This is a genomic window from Flavobacterium sp. (assembly GCF_035292545.1).
GTDB lineage: Bacteria > Bacteroidota > Bacteroidia > Flavobacteriales > Flavobacteriaceae > Flavobacterium.
The window spans coordinates 30,993-55,660 of the sequence record NZ_DATDPV010000033.1; the positions used below are offsets into that span (position 1 = coordinate 30,993).

Annotated in this window: 24 protein-coding genes; 3 read left to right on the forward strand and 21 right to left on the reverse strand. The window is 36.4% G+C overall.

All coding sequences use genetic code 11. The features are described 5' to 3' along the window. Positions 1 to 105 precede the first annotated feature (105 nt). The 16 genes from VI621_RS05180 to aspS form a co-directional block, all read right to left on the reverse strand. Positions 106 to 1,476 carry an NADH-quinone oxidoreductase subunit N gene (locus VI621_RS05180; RefSeq protein WP_324217316.1) on the reverse strand — a complete coding sequence of 457 codons (1,371 nt, stop codon included), beginning with the start codon at positions 1,474 to 1,476 and terminating at the stop codon, positions 106 to 108. A gap of 12 nt (positions 1,477 to 1,488) precedes the next feature. Beyond that, entirely contained in the window at positions 1,489 to 2,931 is a 1,443-nt protein-coding gene (locus VI621_RS05185) for an NADH-quinone oxidoreductase subunit M (RefSeq protein ID WP_324217317.1), read from the reverse strand. Between the two features lie 10 nt (positions 2,932 to 2,941). Continuing rightward, entirely contained in the window at positions 2,942 to 4,828 is a 1,887-nt protein-coding gene (gene nuoL, locus VI621_RS05190) for an NADH-quinone oxidoreductase subunit L (protein ID WP_324217318.1), read from the reverse strand. A gap of 6 nt (positions 4,829 to 4,834) precedes the next feature. Then, complete coding sequence (gene nuoK, locus VI621_RS05195; protein WP_324217319.1) at positions 4,835 to 5,155, reverse strand: NADH-quinone oxidoreductase subunit NuoK; 321 nt, start codon at positions 5,153 to 5,155, stop codon at positions 4,835 to 4,837. 1 nt (position 5,156) lies between these two features. Continuing rightward, complete coding sequence (locus VI621_RS05200) at positions 5,157 to 5,669, reverse strand: NADH-quinone oxidoreductase subunit J (protein ID WP_324217320.1); 513 nt, start codon at positions 5,667 to 5,669, stop codon at positions 5,157 to 5,159. Further along, a complete protein-coding gene (locus tag VI621_RS05205) occupies positions 5,669 to 6,214 on the reverse strand; it encodes an NADH-quinone oxidoreductase subunit I (protein WP_324217321.1) in 546 nt (181 codons plus the stop codon). Before VI621_RS05205 ends, VI621_RS05200 begins: the two co-directional genes overlap by 1 nt. 117 nt (positions 6,215 to 6,331) lie before the next feature. Then, positions 6,332 to 7,384, reverse strand: a complete 1,053-nt coding sequence (nuoH, locus tag VI621_RS05210; RefSeq protein ID WP_324217322.1) for an NADH-quinone oxidoreductase subunit NuoH — start codon at positions 7,382 to 7,384, stop codon at positions 6,332 to 6,334. Between the two features lie 3 nt (positions 7,385 to 7,387). After that, positions 7,388 to 8,431: a 2Fe-2S iron-sulfur cluster-binding protein gene (locus VI621_RS05215; protein ID WP_324217323.1), complete on the reverse strand. Its 1,044-nt coding sequence runs from the start codon at positions 8,429 to 8,431 to the stop codon at positions 7,388 to 7,390. An 18-nt stretch (positions 8,432 to 8,449) separates the two neighbouring features. Then, positions 8,450 to 9,817 carry an NADH-quinone oxidoreductase subunit NuoF gene (gene nuoF, locus VI621_RS05220; protein WP_324217324.1) on the reverse strand — a complete coding sequence of 456 codons (1,368 nt, stop codon included), beginning with the start codon at positions 9,815 to 9,817 and terminating at the stop codon, positions 8,450 to 8,452. 1 nt (position 9,818) lies between these two features. After that, positions 9,819 to 10,349: an NAD(P)H-dependent oxidoreductase subunit E gene (locus tag VI621_RS05225; protein ID WP_324217325.1), complete on the reverse strand. Its 531-nt coding sequence runs from the start codon at positions 10,347 to 10,349 to the stop codon at positions 9,819 to 9,821. Between the two features lie 3 nt (positions 10,350 to 10,352). Next, positions 10,353 to 11,591, reverse strand: a complete 1,239-nt coding sequence (locus VI621_RS05230) for an NADH-quinone oxidoreductase subunit D (RefSeq protein ID WP_324217326.1) — start codon at positions 11,589 to 11,591, stop codon at positions 10,353 to 10,355. A gap of 35 nt (positions 11,592 to 11,626) precedes the next feature. Next, entirely contained in the window at positions 11,627 to 12,148 is a 522-nt protein-coding gene (locus VI621_RS05235; RefSeq protein ID WP_324217327.1) for an NADH-quinone oxidoreductase subunit C, read from the reverse strand. Then, positions 12,148 to 12,696: an NADH-quinone oxidoreductase subunit B gene (locus tag VI621_RS05240; protein WP_324217328.1), complete on the reverse strand. Its 549-nt coding sequence runs from the start codon at positions 12,694 to 12,696 to the stop codon at positions 12,148 to 12,150. Before VI621_RS05240 ends, VI621_RS05235 begins: the two co-directional genes overlap by 1 nt. Before the next feature lie 126 nt (positions 12,697 to 12,822). Next, positions 12,823 to 13,188 carry an NADH-quinone oxidoreductase subunit A gene (locus tag VI621_RS05245; protein ID WP_324217329.1) on the reverse strand — a complete coding sequence of 122 codons (366 nt, stop codon included), beginning with the start codon at positions 13,186 to 13,188 and terminating at the stop codon, positions 12,823 to 12,825. A gap of 239 nt (positions 13,189 to 13,427) precedes the next feature. Continuing rightward, positions 13,428 to 13,628, reverse strand: a complete 201-nt coding sequence (locus tag VI621_RS05250) for a cold-shock protein (protein WP_027310289.1) — start codon at positions 13,626 to 13,628, stop codon at positions 13,428 to 13,430. A gap of 126 nt (positions 13,629 to 13,754) precedes the next feature. After that, positions 13,755 to 15,506, reverse strand: coding sequence for an aspartate--tRNA ligase (gene aspS, locus VI621_RS05255; protein WP_324217330.1), 1,752 nt, complete (start codon positions 15,504 to 15,506; stop codon positions 13,755 to 13,757). Between the two features lie 207 nt (positions 15,507 to 15,713). On the opposite strand from aspS, the gene VI621_RS05260 reads away from it, so the two are divergent. Then, the gene (locus VI621_RS05260) at positions 15,714 to 16,061 is read left to right on the forward strand and encodes a membrane-binding protein (RefSeq protein WP_324217331.1); all 348 of its coding nucleotides are present in this window, start codon (positions 15,714 to 15,716) and stop codon (positions 16,059 to 16,061) included. 181 nt (positions 16,062 to 16,242) lie between these two features. On the opposite strand, the gene VI621_RS05265 is transcribed toward VI621_RS05260, so the two are convergent. The 4 genes from VI621_RS05265 to VI621_RS05280 all read right to left on the reverse strand — a co-directional run bounded on the left by VI621_RS05265 (position 16,243) and on the right by VI621_RS05280 (position 22,528). Beyond that, the gene (locus VI621_RS05265; protein WP_324217332.1) at positions 16,243 to 19,416 is read right to left on the reverse strand and encodes an efflux RND transporter permease subunit; all 3,174 of its coding nucleotides are present in this window, start codon (positions 19,414 to 19,416) and stop codon (positions 16,243 to 16,245) included. 97 nt (positions 19,417 to 19,513) lie between these two features. Next, positions 19,514 to 20,575 carry an efflux RND transporter periplasmic adaptor subunit gene (locus VI621_RS05270; protein ID WP_324217333.1) on the reverse strand — a complete coding sequence of 354 codons (1,062 nt, stop codon included), beginning with the start codon at positions 20,573 to 20,575 and terminating at the stop codon, positions 19,514 to 19,516. A gap of 5 nt (positions 20,576 to 20,580) precedes the next feature. Further along, entirely contained in the window at positions 20,581 to 21,921 is a 1,341-nt protein-coding gene (locus tag VI621_RS05275; protein WP_324217334.1) for a TolC family protein, read from the reverse strand. 10 nt (positions 21,922 to 21,931) lie between these two features. Continuing rightward, on the reverse strand, positions 21,932 to 22,528 hold the full coding sequence (locus tag VI621_RS05280) for a TetR/AcrR family transcriptional regulator (protein ID WP_324217335.1): 597 nt from the start codon (positions 22,526 to 22,528) through the stop codon (positions 21,932 to 21,934). Between the two features lie 203 nt (positions 22,529 to 22,731). On the opposite strand from VI621_RS05280, the gene VI621_RS05285 reads away from it, so the two are divergent. Together VI621_RS05285 and VI621_RS05290 are read left to right on the forward strand one after the other, a co-directional pair. Further along, positions 22,732 to 23,706, forward strand: coding sequence for a polyprenyl synthetase family protein (locus VI621_RS05285; protein ID WP_324217336.1), 975 nt, complete (start codon positions 22,732 to 22,734; stop codon positions 23,704 to 23,706). Continuing rightward, on the forward strand, positions 23,706 to 24,056 hold the full coding sequence (locus tag VI621_RS05290; protein WP_324217337.1) for a hypothetical protein: 351 nt from the start codon (positions 23,706 to 23,708) through the stop codon (positions 24,054 to 24,056). The genes VI621_RS05285 and VI621_RS05290 overlap by 1 nt, the downstream gene beginning before the upstream one ends. Positions 24,057 to 24,065: 9 nt before the next feature. Here VI621_RS05290 and VI621_RS05295 read toward each other — a convergent pair whose 3' ends face one another. Further along, a complete protein-coding gene (locus VI621_RS05295) occupies positions 24,066 to 24,611 on the reverse strand; it encodes a hypothetical protein (protein WP_324217338.1) in 546 nt (181 codons plus the stop codon). Positions 24,612 to 24,668 lie beyond the last annotated feature (57 nt).

The following is a 24,668-nucleotide window of genomic DNA, read 5'->3' on the forward strand; positions in this document are numbered from 1 at the left end:
TTAGGAGTTGTATTTTAAAAACTGAACTGGTTATTAAGAATGAGGAATAAAAAAACCATCAAAAAATACATTTTGATGGTTTCTATATAAAGTTTAAAGTGGTTTTTATCCCAATAAATCCATTACCAAAGATGGGAAAATACCCATCACAATATTCAGCGCAATCGCAACAACCGCTACTGCATAAAATACGAATGGTGTTTTCTGAGCTTCTTCGTTTGGCTCTTTGGTGTACATCGCTAAAATCAGTTTAAAATAATAACCAACACTTATAATAGAGTTGATAACTGCTGCAATTACAACAACTAAATAACCTGCCTCAATGGTTTGAGTGAACAACATGAATTTTGCAAAAAATCCAGAGAAAATCGGAATTCCGGCCATAGACAATAAAGAAGCTGTAAGCACTGCTGCCAAAACTGGATTTGATTTTCCTAATCCGTTGAAGTTGGTGATTTCTTCGTTGTTTTTATTTTTGCAAACATATAAAATAACGCTAAACGCAGCAATTCCGGCTAAGGAATACGCCGAAGCATAATACAATAAACTGCTCGCAGAATTGGTGATGCTCAACAAAGCCATTAACATAAAACCAGCATGAGAAATTCCGGAGAAAGCCAACATACGTTTTACGTTAGTTTGTTTTAAAGCCATAATATTTCCAACAGTCATCGATGCAATCGAAATTACAACAATTATGATTTGGAACGTATAAGTTATATCGGCGTTCATAGCCGTTAATAATTTGTATAAGGTAGCCATTGCCACTACTTTTGCCAAAGTACTCATGGTTGCTGTTACTAAAGCTGGCGCACCTTCATAAACATCAGGAGCCCAGAAATGAAATGGAACTGCAGCAATTTTGAAAAGCATTCCGATAGTTACCAATGCAATTCCAATAGGAAACCAAACCGGTAATTCGGCTGAATGTGATAATTCGCTGATTTCAGTAATATCAAAAGTACCCATGGCGCCATATATCAGACAGATCCCGAATAATATGATTCCTGAAGCGAATGATCCCATTAGAAAATATTTCATTCCGGCTTCGTTACTTTTTAAACTCAATCTGTTGCTTGCCGCTAAAACGTATAATGCAATCGATAGAACTTCTATTCCTAAAAAGAACATGGAAAGATTTCCAAAAGATACCATTGCTACTGCCCCTGCCAATAAAAATATTTTTATGGCAATAAAGTCGGAGATTTTAGTTTGATGATTTTCATAAAAATCGTGACTTAAGGCCACCAAGAATATGGTTAGAATGATAAATAAACTGGAGAATACCACTGAAAATTTGTTCACTACAATCATGTTGTTATAGTAACTTTCTGTAATATTGAATTCAGATAGGGTAAGTCCAAGAACGGCTAATAATCCAATAATTGTTACTGGAATAATTGCTTTTCGTGCATTTAAAATTTCAAATAAAAGGCATAAAACACCTAATCCTGTTATAGCTATTAATGTATTCATTTTTTATTTGACTTAGTTAAATCGGTTGATTTGTAATAAAATATTTTCAAGACTTGGGGTAATCAAATCGATGATTGGTTTTGGATACATTCCAAAGAAGAATAAAACGGCAATGATAATCACCAAAGACAATCCTTCATTAAAAGTTACATCGGCGAATATTTTTGAATTGGTTTCACCCAACATTACGTGTTGAAACATTTTCAACATATAATACGCTCCCAAAATAATCGTCGTTCCGCCAAGAATAGCAAACCAAACATTGATTTGTGAAAGACTGTATAAAACGGTAAATTCTCCAACAAAGTTAAAAGTTGACGGTAAAGCCACGGAAGCCAAAACCAAAATCATAAACATAGAGGTGAATTTTGGAGACTGAGCACGAATACCGCCCATTTCGGAAATGGCTCTGGTTTCATATCTTCTGAAAATAATTTCAGCCACAAAAAACAAACCTACGATTACAAATCCGTGAGCAATCATTTGCAAAACCGCCCCACGCAATCCGTCTAAAGTTAAAGTATAAGAACCTGCAGCGATCAATCCAACGTGAGCCAAAGAAGAATAAGCCAATAATTTTTTTAAATCTTTTTGTCTTAATGCTACAATGGATCCGTAGATAACGCCCGCAATTCCTAAGCCTATAAAGATGTACATGTATTCTTTTGCTGTAAGCGGAGCAATAGGCAACTGCCAACGGATAACACTGTACAATCCCATTTTTAGCATGATACCAGACAACAACATTGTCCCTACAGTTGGTGCTTTTTGATATACATTTGCTTGCCAGGTATGGAATGGAATTAATGGAATTTTGATGGCATAAGCCAAGAAGAATGCCAAGAATATCCAGAATTGCTCTGTTGATGAAAGCTTTAACTGGCTTAAATCGCCAATTAAAAAGTTTCCTGCTTTTTGATATAAATAAGCGAAAGCCACTAACATGAATAGGGAACCGGCAAGGGTATAAATAAAGAATTTTATAACTGCTTTTTTACGTTCTTCGGCATCACCGTTACCCCAAATTAATGCTATGAAATAGATTGGAATAAGGGATAATTCCCAGAAAATATAATATAAAAACCCGTCAGCTGCTAAGAAAGTACCTGCCATAGCGAAGGCCATAAACAAGATTAAGGCGTAAAAACCTTTGGCATTTTTATATGTATTTCCAAAAGATGAAAATATTATGATTGGAGTCAAAGCCGTGGTCAGCAAAAGCATTGCCAAAGAAAGTCCATCAGCCTGCAAGGCAAAATAAATTCGTGGTTTTGTTATCCAAACTTTCAGACAACCAATTTCGTTTCCTAAGTTATATTGACTCAGCAAACAAATAGAACCGGCTAAAGCAGCCAGACCAAAAAACAAAGCCACTTTTGAAGCCCATTTATCGCCTGAAAAATAAGTGGCTAATGCGCCGACTAAAAGTATAATTAATATATAAGTTACATCCATTATGTAAAAATTATTGAGCTAAAAATAAACTGGTTAATATTGCACAAACTCCCAAAACAAAAGCGAAAAGATATAAACCAATATTTCCGTTTTGTAATGTTTTTCCTTGTGTTCCAATGGCATCCGTCACTTTTCCTAATCCGAAAACTAAAGCGGATAAAGCCGTTTCTATATAATCTCTGAAGAAACTTGATAAAGCGTTTACAGGTTTTACAAATATGGAATCGTATGCTTCGTCAACATAATATTTGTTGTATAAAACTTTTGATACACCAGTGATTTCTGCATCTTCTGACGGAACTTGATTTTGTTTGATGTATTTAGCATACGCTATTCCAATACCGATAATTGCTCCAATCAAAGCTACTCCCATCAATATATATTCCCTTGTACCAAAAACATGTGCTTCGTGAGCCACTTCCGGAAAAACAGGCGCTAAATAATGACTCAGCCAACTGTTTCCAGGCAAACTAATCAGACCTCCAATTAAAGATAAAATTCCTAAAACGATTAACGGAAAAGTAATTAAACCCGGACTTTCGTGTAAATGGTGTTTTTGCTCTTCTGTTCCTCTGAATTCTTTGAAGAAAGTCAAGTACATCAGTCTAAACATATAGAAAGCGGTCATGATAGAAGCTACGGAAGCAATAATCCAAAGCGGAAGATTGTTGTAGAAAGCAACCATCAAAATTTCATCTTTTGACCAAAAACCTGCAAAAGGAAAAATTCCTGATATGGCCAATGTCGCAATCATCATGGTTGCAAATGTTATAGGCATGGCTTTTCTCAATCCGCCCATTTTGCGCATATCCTGTTCTCCGCCCAAAGCGTGAATAACCGAACCCGAACCCAAGAACAAGCAAGCTTTGAAGAAAGCATGTGTGATAACATGGAAAACGGCAATTTCATAAGCACCTAAACCTAAAGCCAGAAACATCAATCCCAATTGGGAAACGGTAGAGTAGGCCAACACTTTTTTGATGTCAGTCTGAACCAAACCAATTGTTGCGGCTACCAAAGCAGTAATTGCTCCAACAATCGCAATAATATTCTGAATTTGCGGTGCTAAATCAAACAGGTAATTCAATCTTGTAATCATGAATATACCAGCAGTAACCATCGTCGCGGCATGGATTAATGCCGAAACCGGAGTAGGTCCCGCCATTGCGTCCGGTAACCAGGTGTATAATGGAATTTGAGCCGATTTTCCCGATGCTCCAATAAACAAAGCCAAGGCTGCAGCAGCAATCCAATAGGTGTTTCCGTTATTGGTTCCGCCAAGAATTAATTCTTTAAGTTCAACAAAATCTAAAGTGGAGAATAAAAATCCAACAATAAAAATTCCGACAAGGAAACCTAAATCTCCAATTCTATTCATGATGAATGCTTTTTTCGCAGCATCATTAAAGTCCTGATTTTTATACCAAAACCCAATCAATAAGTAGGAGCAAAGACCAACGCCTTCCCAACCGATGAACATGACCAATAAATTGCTTCCCATTACTAAAGTAATCATGAAGAAAATAAACAGGTTCAAATATGCAAAAAACTTGTGCATATTTTCGTCATCGTGCATATAACTGATGGAATACAAATGAATCAAAGTTCCTATTCCAGTCACAAAAAGTAACCAAAGCAACGATAATTGATCCAAAAGAAAACCGAAATTTATTTTGAAATCCTGCAATGAAATCCAATCGAACAAATTGATCACAATTGCTTGTTTCGTTTGATTGATTTGCATGAAAAAATAGAGCGTCATCGCAAAAGAAACCGCTACAGAAAGTGTTCCCACAATTCCCACGATGCTTTTACCCGCTTTTTTACCTAAAAAAACATTAAATAAAAATCCTAAAAAAGGAGCTGCTACTAATACTAAAGCTAAACTTGTATCCATTGAAGATTATCCTTTTAAGTTTTTTAAATTATCGATATCAATCGAACCTAAATTTCTATAGATCGAAACCAGAATTGCCAATCCAACAGCTACTTCCGCCGCTGCAACCGCCATCGAGAAAAATACAAAGACCTGCCCTTGCGCATCCTGATGATACGTTGAAAAAGCCACAAACAAAAGGTTCACAGCATTCAGCATAATTTCGATTGACATAAAAACGATAATGGCATTTCGTCTGTATAAAACTCCAAAGACCCCGATACAAAAAAGTAGTACAGAAAGGAAAATGTAATTTTCAATGCCAATGTGATTTAGAATATTATTCATATTATTTCTCTAATTTTTCTTTTTTAGACAATAAAACCGAACCAATCATAGCCACTAAAAGTAATACCGAAGCAAACTCAAACGGAACCATATATTCATCCAGTAACACTTTTCCCAAAACTTTTATAGATTGGAAATCCTCCCCGGTGGTAGTATATTCTCCAACAATTGGTTTAGACTTAACGAAAGTTGCGATAAAAATCAACCCTAATAAACAAAATGAAATTACAGCCCCGAATCTTGTAATTCTTGGCTTATGAACTTCGTTTTCTTTGTTCAGATTCATCAACATGATCGTGAATAAAAACAAAACCATGATGGCTCCGGAGTACACGATTATATGAACAAACGCTAAAAACTGAGCGTTAAACAATAAGTAATGACCTGCAATCGAGAAAAAAGAAATCACTAAATAAATTGCACTGTGTATTGGATTTTTGGTAAAAACGGTCAAAAATGCCGTCGATAATGTGATGGCAGATAACACGCAAAATATAATAAGTATAGTAGACATTAGTTAGCGTTTTTAAGTTGAGCATTTTTCATGGCCATTTCCAAAGGCATAACCAATTTATCTTTTCCAAAAATAAAATCTTCTCTTTTATAGCTCGAAGGAACCAAAACTTTTGATGTCGTCAAATAAATGGCATCTTTCGGACAGGCTTCTTCACACAATCCGCAGAAAATACAACGCAACATATTGATTTCATAGATCGAAGCATATTTTTCTTCTCTGTACAAAAGTTCTTCACCCGGTTTGCGTTCTTCGGCTTTCATCGTGATGGCTTCTGCCGGACAGGAAAGGGCGCACAAACCACAGGCAGTACAGTTTTCTCTACCTAATTCATCACGTTTCAACATGTGTTGACCACGATAAACGGGACTCATTTCTCTAACTTGTTCCGGATAATGAATCGTCACTTTTCTGCGAAACAAGTGTTTGATGGTAATCAACAAACCTTTGACAATCGCAACAAGATACATTCTTTCCAAAAAAGTCATCTCCTTGTTTGAGACTACCTTTTTTCTTCCCGATAAGGATATGTTTTCTATTGACATTTTATTTTATTTTTTATTTGAAGCTTAATCCCGCTATCCGTTTCAATCTTTATTGTTTTTAAAGAAAAAACAATAAAGGATTTCCACTGCTATCAGGGCTAGGGCATTTCGTATGAATTAAAACCCTAAATAAGCAGCTATTTCTCCTCTCAAAATCACAATTCCGGTTATCATAATATTAACGATAGACAATGGAATTAATATTCTCCAACCCAAATGCATCAATTGATCGTATCTGAATCTTGGAATAGTCCATCGTACCCACATAAAAAAGAATATAAATCCGCATATTTTGATAAACAGCACTACAACTCCCAAAATATTTGCAGGATTGACACCCACATTTTCCACCATCCATTGCATTCCCGGATAATTATAACCTCCAAAGAATAAAATTGCCAAAATGGTCGAAGAGATAAACATATTTGCATATTCAGCAAATAAATAGAATCCCATTTTCATCGAAGAATATTCAGTGTGATACCCTCCAATTAATTCTGTTTCACATTCCGGTAAATCAAAAGGCGTTCTATTGGTTTCTGCAAATGAACAAATTAAAAAGATTAAAAAGGATAAGGGCTGATAAAACACATTCCAGTTCATTCCGGATTGTTGCGCTGATATTTCTCTTAAACTTAATGTTCCCGTCATCATCAATAAGGCAATTATCGAAAGTCCCATGGCTACTTCATAAGAAACCATTTGTGAAGCTGCACGAACCGCTCCAATTAATGAAAACTTATTGTTTGAAGCCCAACCACCAATCATGATTCCATAAACACCAACAGAAACCACTCCGATAATATATAGTAAAGCCACATCAATATCGGTTGCCTGTAATAAAATATCCCTGCCAAAAAGATGTAATCTATCACCCCACGGAATAACAGCACTGGTCATTAAGGCGGTACTCATTGCAATGGCAGGCCCCATGAAAAATAAAAATCTGTTAGGAGTATTGGGTTCGAATTCTTCTTTCGAAAATAATTTTAATCCATCGGCCAAAGGTTGTAATAATCCACCCCAACCAGCACGATTTGGACCTACTCGATCTTGAAGATAAGCGGCTACTTTTCGTTCAGCCCAAGTGGAATACATCGCCATAAGCATCGTAATTGCAAAAACAACCACAATGATGACACTTTTTTCTATAATAATTGTACTATCCATTCTTTAAAGATTACCTTTTTTAAATTCTTCTTCTTCTTCTTTATCCAAAGGAATAGCCGGCATACTTATTTTCTTACGGTCTTGTTCTCTGCCCTTTAGAATACCTTCTTCTGTTGCAATATGAACGGTTTCTAATTTTTGGGTGTAATTATTTTGGTTGATCACCGAATCTTTTTCGAATTTTCTTGGCCCTTCAATAACCCAATGCTTAGGGTCTTTGTGGTCAAAACGACAGCCATTACAGATAAATTCTTCTACCTCATGGTATTCGTCTTTTCGCCCGGTAACTCTTTGAATCTCGTCACCAAACATCCAAAGGGTAGTTTTTCCGCAACATTTATCGCAATCTCTGTGTGCGTTAAAAGGTTTGTTGAACCAAACTCTCGACTTGAATCGGAAAGTTTTATCCGTCAATGCACCTACAGGGCAAACATCAATCATATTTCCTGAAAACTCGTTGTCGATTGCTTTTGAAATACAAGTCGAAATATTCGAATGATCGCCTCTGTCCATCACACCATGCACGCGATTGTCGGTCAACTGATCGGCAACCATCACACAACGGTAGCAAAGAATACAACGATTCATGTGCAATTGAATATGCGGACCTATGTTTTCAGGTTCAAACGTTCTTTTTTCTTCGATGAAACGGGTTTTGGATTTCCCGTGTTCGAAACTTAAATTTTGCAAATCACATTCTCCTGCCTGATCACAAACCGGGCAATCCAAGGGGTGATTGATCAATAAAAATTCCGTTACCGATTCTCTGGCTTCTTTTACTCGATCTGATTTGGCACTGTTGATTTCCATTCCGTCCATGCATCCTGTAACGCAGGAAGCCATTAATTTTGGCATCGGTCTTGGATCTGCTTCACTTCCTTTCGAAACTTCCACTAAACAACAACGACATTTTCCGCCACTGCCTTCTAATTTAGAATAATAGCACATGGCTGGTGGCACGGATTCTCCTCCAATTTTTCGAGCGGCTTGCAAGATGGTTGTTCCTGCTTCTACTTCAATTTCCTGACCGTCTATGGTTACTTTCATTATCTGAAATTCTTGACTTTATACTATTACTTTAGAAACCAAATGCTTCACTTTTTCGAAAGGTTCGGCAACAAAATGATCTCTGTTTTTTATTTTTTCCGGAAAACGCACATGGTATTCAAATTCCTCTCTAAAATGACGAATTGCTGCAGCTACCGGCCATGCTGCTGCATCACCAAGTGGACAAATCGTATTTCCTTCAATTTTACTTTGAATGCTCCACAGCAAATCGATATCTTCTTCACGACCGTGGCCGTTTTCTATTCGGTGCAATACTTTTTCTAGCCAACCCGTTCCTTCACGGCAAGGCGAACATTGTCCGCAACTTTCATGGTGGTAAAAACGGGAAAAATTCCATGTGTTTCTAACAATACAAGAAGTATCATTATAAACAATGAAACCTCCGGATCCTAACATGGAACCAGATGCGAATCCGCCGTCACTTAAAGATTCGTAGGACATTAATCGGTCTTCGCCTGCGGCAGTTTTATAGATTAAATGGGCTGGTAAAATTGGCACAGATGAACCTCCGGGAACTAATGCTTTCAAAGGTCTGTCCGAACTCATTCCGCCTAAATATTCATCAGAATTCATGAATTCGTAAACGCTTAATCCCATTTCTATTTCATAAACACCAGGATTTTTGATGTGTCCTGAAGCTGAAATTAATTTGGTTCCGGTTGATCTTCCGATACCGATTTTTGCATATTCATCCCCTGAATTATTAACAATCCAAGGCACAGCGGCAATTGTTTCTACATTATTTACCACGGTAGGATTTGCCCAAAGCCCAGAAACTGCCGGAAATGGCGGCTTGATTCTTGGATTTCCTCTTTTTCCTTCCAATGATTCGATTAATGCGGTTTCTTCACCACAGATGTAAGCTCCGGCACCAATATGAACATATAATTCCAAATCGTATCCGGTGCCTAATATATTTTTTCCTAACCAACCTGCAGCTTTTGCTTCGGCAATGGCTTTTTCCAGAATTTTATAAACCCACATGTATTCGCCACGAATGTAGATATAGGATAAGTTTGCACCTAAAGCAAAACTCGAAGTAATCATTCCTTCAATCAATAAATGAGGAATGAATTCCATCAAATAGCGGTCTTTGAAAGTTCCTGGCTCCGATTCATCGGCGTTGCAAACTAAATGTCTTGGTTTTCCTGATTTTTTATCAATAAAACTCCATTTCATTCCGGCAGGAAATCCTGCGCCACCACGACCTCTTAATCCTGATTTTTTCACTTCTTCAACAACATCATCCGGTGTCATTGTTTTCATAGCTTTTTCCACTGAAGCATAACCCCCGTTTTGACGGTATACTTCATAGGTTTTAATACCCGGAACATTTATTTTGTCTAATAATATTTTTTTTGACATCTTATTTATCGTGTAATATTATTTTATTGTCTTTGCAATCAGCAATTAGCTGATCTATTTTTGATTCATCAAGATGTTCTTTATAAAAGTCACCCAACTGCATCATTGGGGCATAACCGCAAGCGCCTAAACATTCAACGCCACGAACTTCAAATAGTCCGTCAGGAGTTGGTTCACCTACTTTTACGCCTAATTTATTACAAGTGTAATCCATTAAATTTTCCACACCATTTAAGCAACAAGGGGAAGTTTGACAGAATTCGAACATGTATTTTCCGATAGGTCTTTGGTTGTACATCGTATAAAACGATACTACTTCATAGACTTCAATGGGTTTGATTTGAATAATTTCAGCCACTTTATCCATTAATTCAATGCTCAGCCAATTGTCGTGAGCATCCTGAACTTCGTGTAAAACGGGTAATAAAGCTGATTTTCTTTTATCGGAAGGATAATGACTGATTAATTCATTGATGCGGTTCATCAAGGTATCAGTTATGTTTATGTTTTGTTTTTGATTTGTGTGTTCCATAATTTATGCGTCTAATTCTCCCGCAATTACATTTAAACTTGACAATATTACAATGGCATCAGATAGCAATGCGCCTTTAATCATTTCAGGATATGCTTGGTAATAAATAAAACAAGGTCTGCGGAAGTGTAATCTATATGGGGTTCTGCTTCCATCGGTTACTAAAAAGAAACCCAATTCTCCGTTTCCGCCTTCAACTGCATGGTATATTTCTGCTACAGGGACAGGAACTTCACCCATCACAATTTTGAAATGATAAATCAATGATTCCATACTGGTGTAAACATCTTCTTTTGGAGGAAGGTAATAATCCGGTACGTCTGCGTGAAAATCATTTCCTTCCGGCATTTTTGCCAAAGCTTGTCTGATGATGCTTAAACTTTCCCAAACTTCTGCATTTCTTACGCAAAAACGGTCGTAAGTATCGCCTGATTTTCCAACAGGAACGATGAAATCGAAATCTTCGTAGGAACTGTATGGATGCGCAACACGAACGTCATAATCTACACCGGCTGCACGCAGGTTTGGACCTGTGAATCCGTATGCCATGGCTTTTTCTGCTGAAATTGGCCCTACGTTTACGGTACGGTCAATAAAAATTCTATTTCTTTCGAATAGGTTTTCAAATTCTTTCCAGGCAACTGGAAATTCCTCTAAAAACACATCTAATTTTCTGAATGCTTCTGGCGACCAGTCTCTTTCGAAACCGCCAATTCTTCCCATATTCGTAGTCAAACGGGCGCCGCAAATTTCTTCGTAGATTTCGTAAACTTTTTCCCTGAATTGGAAAACGTATAAAAATCCGGTATACGCGCCAGTATCTACACCAAGAATGGAATTACAAATTAAATGGTCTGTAATTCTAGCCAATTCCATCACAATAACTCTTAGATATTGGGCTCTTTTTGGAACTTCAACACCCAATAATTTTTCTAAAGTCATCCACCAACCCATATTATTAATAGGTGAGGAGCAATAGTTCATTCTGTCGGTAAGAGGAGTAATTTGGTAAAAAGGACGATTTTCGGCAATTTTTTCAAAAGCACGATGGATGTAACCAATGGTTGGCTCGGCTTCTAAAATTCGCTCGCCATCCATCAACAGGATATTCTGAAAAATACCATGCGTTGCTGGGTGTGTGGGTCCTAAATTCAGAACAGAAAGCTCGCTTCCGTCTTCATTCAGCCTGTTTTTTATCATTTCAGCATAACGATGCTCCGGTGGTAATAATAGTTCTGACATTTTATAGAATGTGAAAAATTATATATTGTGTGTTTTTAGTAATTGTCTATGGTTCTTCCGAAAAAACGATCATCTTTATCGGTTCTTCCGCCATCTTCCATTGGAAATTCTTTACGCATTGGAAAAGAAATCATTTCATCCATATTCAAAATACGTTTCAATTGCGGATGTCCTATGAAATTGATGCCATAAAAATCGTAAGTTTCTCTTTCCATCCAGTTTGCACTTGGAAAAATAGTAGAAACTGTTTTTATTTCCGGAGTTTCACCGTTGATAAATGTTTTTATTTTGATGCGAACATTTTCATACCAATTGTGCATATGATATACGACTGCGAACTGGCGGCTCACTTCATCGTCCGGATAGTGAATACCGCAAAGGTCAGTCAAAAAATTAAAACGTAAGGTTTCGTCATTTTTCAAAAAAAGAATAACAGCCGTGATTTTGTCTGCGGCTACTTCAAATGAAAAAATATCTTTTTCCTGATTGAAATGAAAAACATTCTCCCCAAATGTTTCCACTAATTTATCTTGAATCTGGATTGTGTCTAAAGCCATTATTTTATATTATAAGAGGCTAATAATTCTTGGTATTCCGGAGAATTTCTTCTTCTTACGGATTCGGTTCTCACCAATTCTTGTAATTTCATTACACCATCAACAATTTGCTCAGGTCTTGGCGGGCATCCTGGTACGTAAACATCTACCGGAATTACTTTGTCGATTCCCTGTAAAACAGAATACGTATCGAAAATCCCTCCTGAAGTAGCACAAGCTCCAACAGCAATAACCCAACGAGGTTCGGCCATTTGTTCGTAAACCTGACGTAAAATGGGGGCCATTTTTTTAGAAATAGTTCCCATTACCATTAACATATCAGCCTGACGAGGAGAAAAACTCACACGTTCAGAACCAAATCGAGCCAAATCATAATGTGAAGCCATAGTTGCCATGAACTCAATACCGCAACAAGAAGTTGCAAAAGGCAATGGCCAAAGCGAATTGGCACGAGCCATACCTACAACGTCATTTAGTTTTGTGGCGAAGAACCCTTCACCGACAACACCTTCCGGCGGCTCAACCATTTTTATATTTGAATCACTCATTTTTATAAAATTATGAATTACGAATTATGAATTATGAGTTCATAATTTAAAATTTAAATACATTCTTATAAATACCTTAGAAATCAGAATTTTGTTCATTCGTAATTTCTAATTCGTAATTAATTTTTATTCCCATTCTAACGCTTTCTTTTTGACGATATAGAAAAATCCAATCAAAAGCAAAAGCATGAATATGACCATTTTAACCATTCCTTCCATTCCTAATTCCTTGAAATTGATTGCCCAAGGATAAAGAAAAATAACTTCGACATCAAACAATACAAATAATATGGCAACTAAGAAATATTTTACTGAGAAAGGAATACGGGCATTACCAACGGATTCGATACCACATTCGAAATTCTCATCTTTAACTGCGGAGTGTCTTTTTGGTCCTAACTTTCCGGAAATTATGACTGTTCCAACAACAAATCCTACAGCAAGAATGAACTGTATGAGGATTGGAAGGTAACTAAGCTGGTTTGTTTGCATATTTTGTAATATTAACCTTGAAATTAACTACAAAGGTAAGTTTTCAATAACTAAATAACAACCCAATCTTTAAAATTCATTTTAATTCGGGTGTTAAAAATAGATTGTTTTTATTAATTATAAATAAGGATGCTTTTGGGCTTTTAGATTCTATATTGAATTTAGCGCAAAAAAAAACGTTCCGAAATTAATCGGAACGTTTTAACCATTCATAGGTAACAAAAATAATCTATATATTTTTAGTCTTCAAGTACTGCAACTTGTGCAGCTACTTTACCTTTTCTTCCTTCTTCTTCTTCGTAACTTACTCTGTCACCTTCTCTTAACTCTTCAGCTCTAATACCTGAAGCGTGAACGAAAATGTCTTTTCCTGTTTCTTCGTCTGTAATGAATCCGTAACCTTTTGATTCATTGAAAAATTTAACTGTACCTGTACGCATTGTAATAGTAATAATAATTTATAATGATACAAATGTAACCTTTAATATAATACGAAAGACATTCTTGTGTTAAATTTTTGTAAAATAATTGATATTCAGTGTTTTCGGACTAAATTAATCGATTAACTACACTAAATCAACTTTTATATGTAGCTCATTTAATTGGGTTTCATCAATTATTGATGGCGCATCAATCATTACATCTCTTCCTGAGTTGTTTTTCGGGAAAGCGATAAAGTCTCTGATGGTTTCCTGTCCGCCTAAAATCGCTACCAGTCTGTCCAATCCAAAAGCCAATCCTCCGTGTGGCGGTGCGCCAAACTGGAACGCATCCATCAAGAATCCGAACTGCGCTTTGGCTTGTTCCTCCGTGAATCCTAAATATTTGAACATTAATTGTTGGGTTGCTTTGTCATGAATACGAATAGAACCGCCGCCAATCTCGTTTCCGTTCAATACCATATCATAGGCATTGGCGCGAACTTTTCCGGGATCGGTTTCCAATAAGTGCATGTCTTCCGGTTTTGGTGATGTAAACGGATGGTGCATCGCATGATAACGACCACTTTCTTCATCAAATTCCAATAATGGAAAATCGACCACCCATAAAGGCGCGAATTCAGTTGGTTTTCTCAATCCTAATCGTGTGGCTAATTCCATACGCAAGGCGCTTAATTGTGTTCTTGTTTTATCGGCCGGACCTGACAATACGAAAATCATATCACCGACTTGTGCTCCGGTTGTTTTTGCCCAATTGCTTAAATCGTCCTGATCGTAGAATTTATCTACCGATGATTTATAGGTTCCGTCTTCGTTACATTTTACATATACCATTCCAGACGCACCCACTTGCGGACGTTTGATCCATTCGATTAGTCCGTCAATTTCTTTACGGGTATAATCACCAGCTCCGGGAACCGCGATACCAACCACCAATTCAGCTGAATTGAAAACGGTGAATTCTCTGTTTTGGGCTACGTGGTTTAACTCTCCGAATTCCATTCCGAAACGAATGTCCGGTTTGTCATTTCCGTAAGTTTTCATGGCGTGTTCGTAGGTCATTCTCGGGAATTTATCTACTTCAATGCCTTTTATTTCTTTTAATAAATGTCTGGTTAATCCTTCGAAAACATTCAAAATATCTTCTTGTTCGACAAATGCCATTTCGCAATCGATTTGTGTGAATTCCGGCTGTCTGTCGGCACGTAAATCTTCATCACGGAAACATTTCACGATTTGGAAATATTTATCCATTCCGCCCACCATCAATAATTGTTTGAAGGTTTGTGGCGATTGTGGCAAAGCATAAAATTGTCCTGCATTCATTCTACTTGGAACCACAAAATCTCTTGCTCCCTCAGGAGTAGATTTGATTAAATAAGGCGTTTCCACTTCGCAAAAATCCAAATCAGACAGGTATTTTCTAACTTCCATGGCCACTTTATGACGAAAAAGCAAGTTATTTTTTACCGGATTTCTACGAATATCCAGGTATCTGTATTTCATTCGGATGTCTTCACCGCCATCGGTTTCATCTTCAATGGTGAAAGGAGGCGTTAAAGCAGCGTTTAATATATTTAGTTCTGTAACTAGAATTTCGATATCGCCCGTTGCCATGTTCTTGTTTTTGGCTTCACGTTCAATCACAGTCCCTTTTACCTGAATAACGAATTCACGACCTAAAGTTTTGGCTAGTTCGAACACTTCTTTTTGTGTGCGACTTTCGTCAAAAATAAGCTGCGTAATTCCGTAACGGTCCCGTAAATCAACCCAATTCATAAATCCTTTATCACGCGATTTTTGAACCCATCCGGCAAGAGTAACTTCGGTATTAATGTGCGAAGGATTTAATTCCCCACAGTTATGACTTCTATACATTATCAAAATTTTAGACTGCAAATTTAAGACTAATTATGAATTATGGATTATGAATTGCGAATTATCAAGTATAGTTTTTTGAATAGAATTAAAATTCCAATGTTAAGTTTTCATTTAATGTTATTAAATTGTTAAGCTAAAGTTTTTTTAATGTAAATATATTTATACATTTGTTATGTAATTACCTAACATTTAAAAACCTACACTATGAAAAAGTATATGATCATCGGAGCAGTGTTGATTTCAGGAATGATATTCGCACAAGAAATAAAACCCAAATTAGAAGCTGTTGGACAAAAAGTGAAAGCAACTTATTATTTTGAAAATGGAAAAGTACAACAAGAAGGTTTTTTTAAAGATGGAAAACTGGAAGGTACGTGGATTGCATATGATGTAAACGGAAATAAAAAATCAATTGGAGAATATTCAAATGGACAAAAAACCGGAAAATGGTTTTTCTGGAATGCTGAAACCTTAAGTGAAGTTGATTATTCTCAAAGCAGAATCGCTTCTGTTAAAAATTGGAAACAAGACGCATTGGTTAACAGAAATTAGAAAAAACGTTTTAAAACGGATATCTCTTCTGTAGTTTGTAGATTACAAAATATTGCGTCTATAAAGAAATCGGCTGTTACAAATTATTGTAACAGCCGATTTTGATTTTATAATTGCCAGATGCTTTAAAATAAAAGGCTTCCGAATTTAACGGAAGCCTTTTTATGCTTGAAATTTAAATCTATAAAATATGTTTCGGATTAAATCCATCTTCACTTAATTCTTTATGGTCGTAATCGGCGACCATTTCAGCTTCGTAATCTGTTTTTTCTCCTTTTGTGAATTTATGGATTAGTTTTTCCATGATTTCATAAATCACCGGAACGATGATTAAGGTTAGGAATAATGAACTGATTAATCCTCCAATAATTACCCAAGCCAAACCATTTTTCCATTCTGCACCAGCTCCTGAAGCCAAGGCAATCGGGAACATACCAAATACCATCGCAATTGTTGTCATCAAAATTGGGCGCAAACGTGCATGATTCGCTTGAATTAATGCTTTTCTAATGGTTTCACCCGCAGCTCTTCGCTGGTTGGTATAATCGACCAACATAATTGCATTTTTACAAACCAGACCAATCAACATAATAACCCCAAGAATCGTAAATATATTCAGTGTATTATTGGTCAAAGCTAAGGCCAATAATGCTCCAATGAACGAAAGCGGAATCGCAAACAAAACCACAAACGGGTGAGCAAAACTATCATACAGTCCAACCATAACCAGGTAAACCAAGATAATTGCCGCTAATAAAGCAAATCCTAAAGTTCCGAAACCTTCAGTTTGATTTTCCATATCGCCACTCCAAACATAGTTTACACCAGCTGGTTTTTTTAATTTGTCAAAAGCAGTTTGCCATTCGGCTGCCACAGTTCCTACTGGTCGTCCAACGGTTTGTCCTTTTACGGTTACCGATGCCGTTTTATCCCTACGTTCCAACTGACTTGGACCAGAACCTTCTTTTACAGTGGCAAATTGTGATAATTTAATTTGTTCGCCTCTTTCATTTATAAATATAAGATTACTAACATCATTTATACTTTTTCTGTCGAAACTACTGTATTTGATATTGATGTCGTATTCGTATTCACCGGCTCTGAATTTACCATCGGTATTTCCGCTGTATGCCGTTTGCATGGTTAAACCCACGGTTTGTAAAGACAATCCAAGAGTGGCCATTTTATCTCTGTCGACCTGAACATTGATTTCAGGATTTCCGGTTTCCACAGACAATTTCACCCCTGTTGCACCGGGAATTTTAGTCAGTTCTTTTTCTGCTGCTTTGGCAAAAATCATCGCGCTTTCTAATGTAGGTCCCGTTACCACCAAGGCTAACGGTGCTTCTTCGGCAGTTCCTAAAATACCAACGGGAACGGTTTTTACTTTGGCTCCAACCAAAACTTTTTCTAATTGAAGTTTCATTTTGGCGGCAAAGACATAAGCACCATCGGTCCGGTCTTTTTGATCAATCATTTTTACATTAATCTCCGATTTGTAAGCCGTGGCTTGTGAAGCACCAAGACCTTCGCTGGTTTGACCAACAGTTGTAATCAGACTTTTTACATATGGCTGAGTATTCAAAAAGGCTTCTGCTTTCTGAGCCATGAAATTACTTTGTTCTAATGAAGCATCTTTTGGTAATTCTATTTGAACTAAAAATTCACCGCTATCTGATTTTGCAAAAAATTCACCACCGATAAATCCTGCAGGGACTAACGATACGGATGCGAAAAATATAACTAAAACAACCGCTAAAGTAGTTTTGTAATGATCCAGACACCAAGTTAATAATTCGGTAATCCAATGGGTAAAACGGGTCAATTGTTTTTCAAAACCAAGAATTATTCTTCCGAAAATATTTTTACCTTCAATGTGTTCCAGTTTTCCAAAACGAGAAGACAACCAGGGAATTATCGTAAATGAAGCCAATAAGGAGAACAAAGTTGAAATAATTACGGTAACGCAAAACTGTGTAATAATGTTAGATACCAATCCGGTACTCATCGCAATTGGTAAAAATACCACCACGATTACTAAGGTAATAGAGGTTACGGTTCCGCCAATTTCGGCAGTTCCGTCATAGGCCGCGCGGACACGGTTTTTACCCATTTCCATGTGTCGGTAAATATTTTCTAATACCACAATCGCATCATCCACCAAAATACCAACCACCAGAGATAATCCTAATAAACTCATTAAGTTTAATGTATATCCTAAGAATAAGAATCCTATAAAAGTGGAAATTAAAGAGGCAGGAATCGAAACCATTACAATCAAAGAGTTTCTGACACTATGCAAGAAAAACAACATCACAAAGGCCACTAAAAATACGGCAATCAATAAATCATGAACTACAGAATCCGCTGCTTCCAATGTAAAAACTGTACTGTCTTTAGCTACATTGAGCTCCAGACCATTGGATTTATAATCGCTTTCTAATTTTGTAATGCTTTTCAAAACTTCTTCACTAACCGCCACAGCATTCGCATCCGATTGTTTTACAATTTGTAAAATAATAGCGCTTTTTCTATTCACACGCGCTGTTTTTTCGGCTACTTTCTGGGTATCCTGAACATCGGCAATATCTCTTAAACGAACCTGGGCACCATTTTTTGATGTAATTGCCAGGTTTCTTAACTCTTCAACATTTTTGTATTTTCCCGCTAAACGAATTAATATTTTTTGTTCGCGAGTTTGTATATTTCCTGTTGGGAAATCCAGATTGGAGGACAAAATCACTTGTTGCACTTGTGGAACAGAAAGTCCGTACCCCTGCATTTTGACCGCATCAAGACTTACCTGAATTTCTCTTTCCTGTCCACCGATAATATTTACTTCCGCAACACCGGTAACGCGAGATAAAACGGGAGCGATTTTTTTGTCAATTAAGTCATAAAATTCAATTTCATCCATTTTCCCATTGGCACCAATGGTCATGATTGGTAAATCGCTCAGCGAGAATTTACTCAACGATGGGGTTTTGGCATCATCCGGTAAATCATTAATAATCGCATTTATTTTTCGTTGCGCATCATTCAACGAAACATCCACTTTGGCTTTTGTATTCAAGGTGATAGAAACTGTTGATAAACTTTCGTAGGAACGAGAGTCGATTTTTTTGATGTTTTCCAATGAGGCAACCGCATCTTCAATTTTTTTGGTAATCGTATTTTCCACCTCACTTGGAGAAGCTCCGGGATATACGGTGGCAATGGTGACTACATTGGTTTCGAATTTCGGAATCAATTCATAGCCCAGCTGACTGTAACTGAATAGTCCACCAAGAATCAGGATGGTAAACAACACGATCACTAATGACGGTCGTTTTATGGATATTTCTGCTAATTTCATATTTTATTAAATTGTAAATTTTTAATTGTGAAATGTATTTTTCCTCTGATGAATTTCAAATCTGACCTTCATCATTTCAATAATTTAAAAGAAAAAATTATTTAATAATATCCACTTTAGATCCGTCCTGAAGATTAATTTGACCCGTAATAATTACAACTTCGCCATCAGAAAGACCGTTCAAAATTTCTACTTTATCACCAAGAATTCTTCCGGCCGTTACGGTTTTTAATTTGGCGACACCATTTTCCACAACAAAAACCTGGTTGCTGCTTACGCTTCCCACAAATGCATTTCTAGGGGCAATCATCAGCGATTGTTTTTGTTGGTTTGAAGCAAATTCAGCTGTTCCGTACATTCCGGCTTTTAAATCGTTGGCGACATTATTGCTAATTTCTATTTCTACAGGAAAGTTCAGACTGGTGTCTGCTTTTGGAGCGATGAAGCTAATTTTTCCTGAAAATGTAACGTTTGGATAAACACTTGCTTTCACATTTATGGTATTCCCCAATTTTAAACTAGCTACCTGACTTTCGTTTACATTAACTTTCAATTTCAATTTGGTAACATTTACAATGTCAAACAAAGGGGATCCTGCATTAAGGACAGATCCCGGTTCAATAAACCTTTTGTTTACAATTCCATTGATAGATGCTTTGATATTGGTATCGCCTATACTTATTCTTGCTTGTTGCAATCTGGATTTTGAAGTCACTAAATTCAGTTTAGCCTGATCTAATTGTTGTTTTGTAACTCCTCCTGTTTTGAAAGCGTTTTCAAAACGGCTATAATCCGTTAACGCATTTTGATAGGAAGCTTGCGCAGTTTGCAAGTCAGCCGAAATTTGCTCACTTCTAATAATGGCCAAAGTCTGTCCTATTCTTACCTTGTCACCTTCGTCAACTAAGACACGTACTACTCTTCCCGGTTTCTCAGCAGAGAAACTTAATTCCTGAAACGGTGCAAAATTACCATTGGCAGAAAAATCTAGAGAAATCTCTTCGGTTTTAACGGTGTCAACTTTAACGGAAATACTTGCGTTTTTCTCAGCAACAATTGCTGTTTTCGCTTCGTTTTCTTTTTTGTTATTCATTAAAATATATGCGATAACGCCTAAAAATCCTAAAATCAGTACTATTGTTATTATATTTTTTTTCATTTTTGTTAGTTGTTTATAAGTGTTTTTAATTCACCTTTTGATTTGATTAATTGAATTTCGGCCAGTTTGTAATCTAATATTGCCGAAGTGTAGTTGTTTTGTGCTTCTGTCAATGCATTTTCTGCATCCAATAAATCAGTTAAAGAGGCCAATCCTTGTATATAATTGTTTCTTGTATTGTTTAAAACGTCCTGTGCCAATTGTGCATTTTCCTTTTGGTTGCTGATGGTAATGACGCTATTGTCGATTTGTATTTTAGCATTTTCATAAGCTAAATCAAGACCTAATTTGGTGTCGTTGATGTCTTCTTTGACAGATCTCAATTGAACATCGGCTTGTCTTACTTTGGCTCGTGTTCCAAATCCGGTAAAAATCGGGACTTTTAAATTCAGACCAATCGCAGAAAAATCAGACCAATAAACGCCATCTTCGGGTTTTCCGCCCCAAGGCATTTCGGGACCCTGACCGATATAATTATAACCGGCAGTTAGTGACAGAGTTGGGTAATAGGCCGCTTCATTCGCCTTTTTTTGAAATTCCAATAATTGCTCCTGCTTTTTCAAAAGCAAATATTCCGTTCTGTTAGCTGTATTTGGCACTTCCGAAAAGGCAACTGGTGTAATTTCAAATTGGGATTGAGGAATCACGATTTTGGTTTCAATTGGCATTCCGATATAAAATTTCAAAGCATTTTCCTGTAACTGAACCGCATTTAAAACTTGTTGGCGTTGCGTATTGATGTTTGAAATCTTTACTAAAATTCTATCCAAGTCAATTTTTTTAGCTAATCCATTATCAAATTGTCCTTTGATAATATTTTTGACTTTATTGGTATTTACAAAAGTGCTGTCGAGAACGTTTAGTTTTTGGCGTTGCACATAAACCTGATAGTAGTTGTTGGCAACTCTTTCAATGACTTGTTCTTCTGTCAATTGTTCATTAATTTGGTAGAATTCTCTGGTGGATTTTGCAGCTTTTAAGCCCGTAAAAACAGACTGGTCAAAAAGGGTTTGTGTCAAAGAAACGCCTGCAACCGAACTCCATTTTTGTCCAAAATTAGCCTGGATAGTTGTGCCTGGCTGACCAAAATTAGCGCCATCAATAACGGTTGTTTGTAAAACGGGGTTGTAAGTTAAGCCACCATTTGCCGAAATTTGAGGTAAAGCCCTCGAGCGAACTTCCTGAATCTGGTATTCGCTGTTTTCTACTTCCAGCTTTGCTTTTTTGGCATCGGCTTTATTTTCTAATGCATAGGTAATGGCATCTTTAAGCGTCAGCGATTTTATTTCTTGAGATTTTGCAGTAATTGCAAAAGTTAAGAAGGCGATTAAAACTATTTTTTTCATGGATTGATGATTATATAATATGGTTTAGTAAATGTTTTTCAAGTTCAATAATTCCTGCAAGAGTCGCCATCGCTCTGGTATGGTATTCTAAAATTTCCAGTTCTAACTTTTGAGAATCTTTTTCAGAACTTGTATTTTCCTTAATGTTAAAAACGAGCGTGTAATAAAATTTGGTATAACAGTCCGAGTCAATATTTTTTCGATACAATCCTTGGGCAATTCCTCTTTCGATGTTTTGTTTAAACCACAAGTTGCATTCGTCAAATTCTCGGGTTATAACCTTTTCATAGATATCGGGATAGTGTTTTTTTAATTGAAAAATGGGAGAGGTGTCAGAGGATTTAAACATTTCTTTGAACATTTTTCGTATCTCGAAATTTTCAGCAATGGCATTGTGATTTAGAGCCACAATACTGTCAATAATTTGATGTACTTGTTTATGAACCATGGCGGTACTTTCCTCAATAAGGATTTCTTTATTGCAGAAATATTTGTAAATCGTTTTTTTAGAAATGCACATTTCTCCGGCAATATCATCCATTGTAATGCTCTTAAAACCAAGTTTTAAAAACATTTCGCTCGCTTTTGATATAATTTTATCTTTCATTTTTTTTTATGCTGGACTTGTTTGGGTAGTATTTAATTTATTTCAAACGGTGAATTTGAAACGTTAAATTCTGATGCAAATGTAAACAGGAAACTTTGAACACCAAAATAGTTTCCAAAGTATTTACTATTATTTAACATTTCATTAAGGAACGCAGTTTGTAATAAAGGGCGAATACCTTAAATTAGCCAAAAATTATTTTCATGCACGTCATTAGTCAGTATCAGGAATTTTTCATTGCCTATTTAAATAGTCAGGCCATTATCAAGGAACCCAAAAATTTGTACGAACCTATTGATTACATTTTAGGTTTAGGCGGAAAACGGATGCGACCGGTTTTGACATTAATGACCGCGGAGGTTTTTAATACCGATTATAAGAAAGCGCTTCCGGCAGCAATGGCGGTAGAAGTTTTTCATAATTTTTCTCTCGTTCATGATGATATTATGGATGATGCGCCTTTGAGAAGGGGAAGTGAAACGGTTCATGAAAAATGGAATCTTAATACCGGAATATTGTCTGGAGATGCCATGCTGATTCTGGCTTACCAATATTTCGAGCAATACGAGCCTAATGTTTTCAGGGATTTAGCCAAGTTATTCAGCAAAACGGCCATCGAAGTTTGCGAAGGACAACAATGGGACGTTGATTTTGAAACGCGTGAAGATGTTACGATTTCGGAATATCTCAAAATGATTGAATATAAAACGGCCGTTCTTGTTGCTGCGGCGATGAAAATGGGCGCCATTATTGCGGAAACTTCCGAAGAAAATGCCAATTTAATTTATGAATTTGGATTAAATTTAGGATTGGCTTTCCAATTGCAAGATGATTATCTGGATGCATTTGGCGATCCGGAAACCTTCGGAAAACAAGTAGGAGGAGACATAATAGAAAACAAGAAAACGTATTTATATTTAAAAGCCGTTGCGTTTTCTAAAAAAGAAGAAGTAGAACAATTGATGCATTTGTTTTCTGTTCATCCGAATGATAATTCGGAGAAAATCAGTTCGGTTAAAGAAATTTTTAACATTTCCGGGGCATCAAAAGCTACGCAGGAAGCAATTCAGGCATATACTTTCAAAGCATTTGATACTTTGAAAAAAATGGATATTTCAGAAGATAAAAAAGCAATGTTAAGCGCTTTTGGAGAAAAATTAATGGGAAGAAAAGTATAATGTTTATAGCGCCAAAAAATACCGATTTACTACTTTCCGAAGCGGAAAGCGAAAACTTATACCTTAAATTAATTGAGCAAATCAATAAGGATTTCAATTTAGCCAACGAATCCATCGATTTTCCGTTAAGCACCAAACCAACGGAATTAAAAGTGCAATTGCACGAAAAAATCTACCGGTTGATTCAGTACAAATTTGCCGAATATCTCAATTTGCTTTATATTATCGATGTTGCCGAAGACCAAATCAAGAAACTGGATGGTTCTGACTTAGTGGAACTTTCAGAGCAAGTAACTTTTTTAATTTTGAAAAGAGAGTGGCAAAAAGTTTGGTTCAGGAATAAGTTTTAATTTATTCCATTAAAAATAAACCCGGACAAATGGCATAAAAGCGTCACTATAAACATAGTCGTTTTTGTCGTACAAAACATTGTAACGAACCCCAAGAGTCACATTCCCGGTTCTGTAACCTGCTCCAAGGAACAGTCCGGTATTCCAAAAATCCTGAGAATTACTATTAGATCCGTCCAAATCTACATTAACTCTCAATTGTTCTAATTCTGCTGAAAGTTGAATTTCTTCGATAGGATTAAATAATCCGATAATGCTTCCTCCATATAAATGAGAACTATAGTAATTTTTCTGTTTTACATAAGTATACTGTGCGCCGAGTCCCAAAGCCACATATTTATTGAAATTATAAATGGCGCTTGGAGCCAAAGTGACATCCGTATAACCAGAGCCGATACTTAAACCAATGCCGCCGCCAAATTGAACTTTTTTCCAAAAAATACTTTTCGATTCTGGAACCGGAGTTTGTTCCTGAGCCAATAAAATAACTGAAAACAAACTAAAAACAAACGATAAAACGGCTTTATTCTCGGAAAAAGGATATAAGTTTTTCATTGTTTTTCAGAGGTTAATTTTTAAAACATAAAAGTATCTAAAAATCATTAATATTTT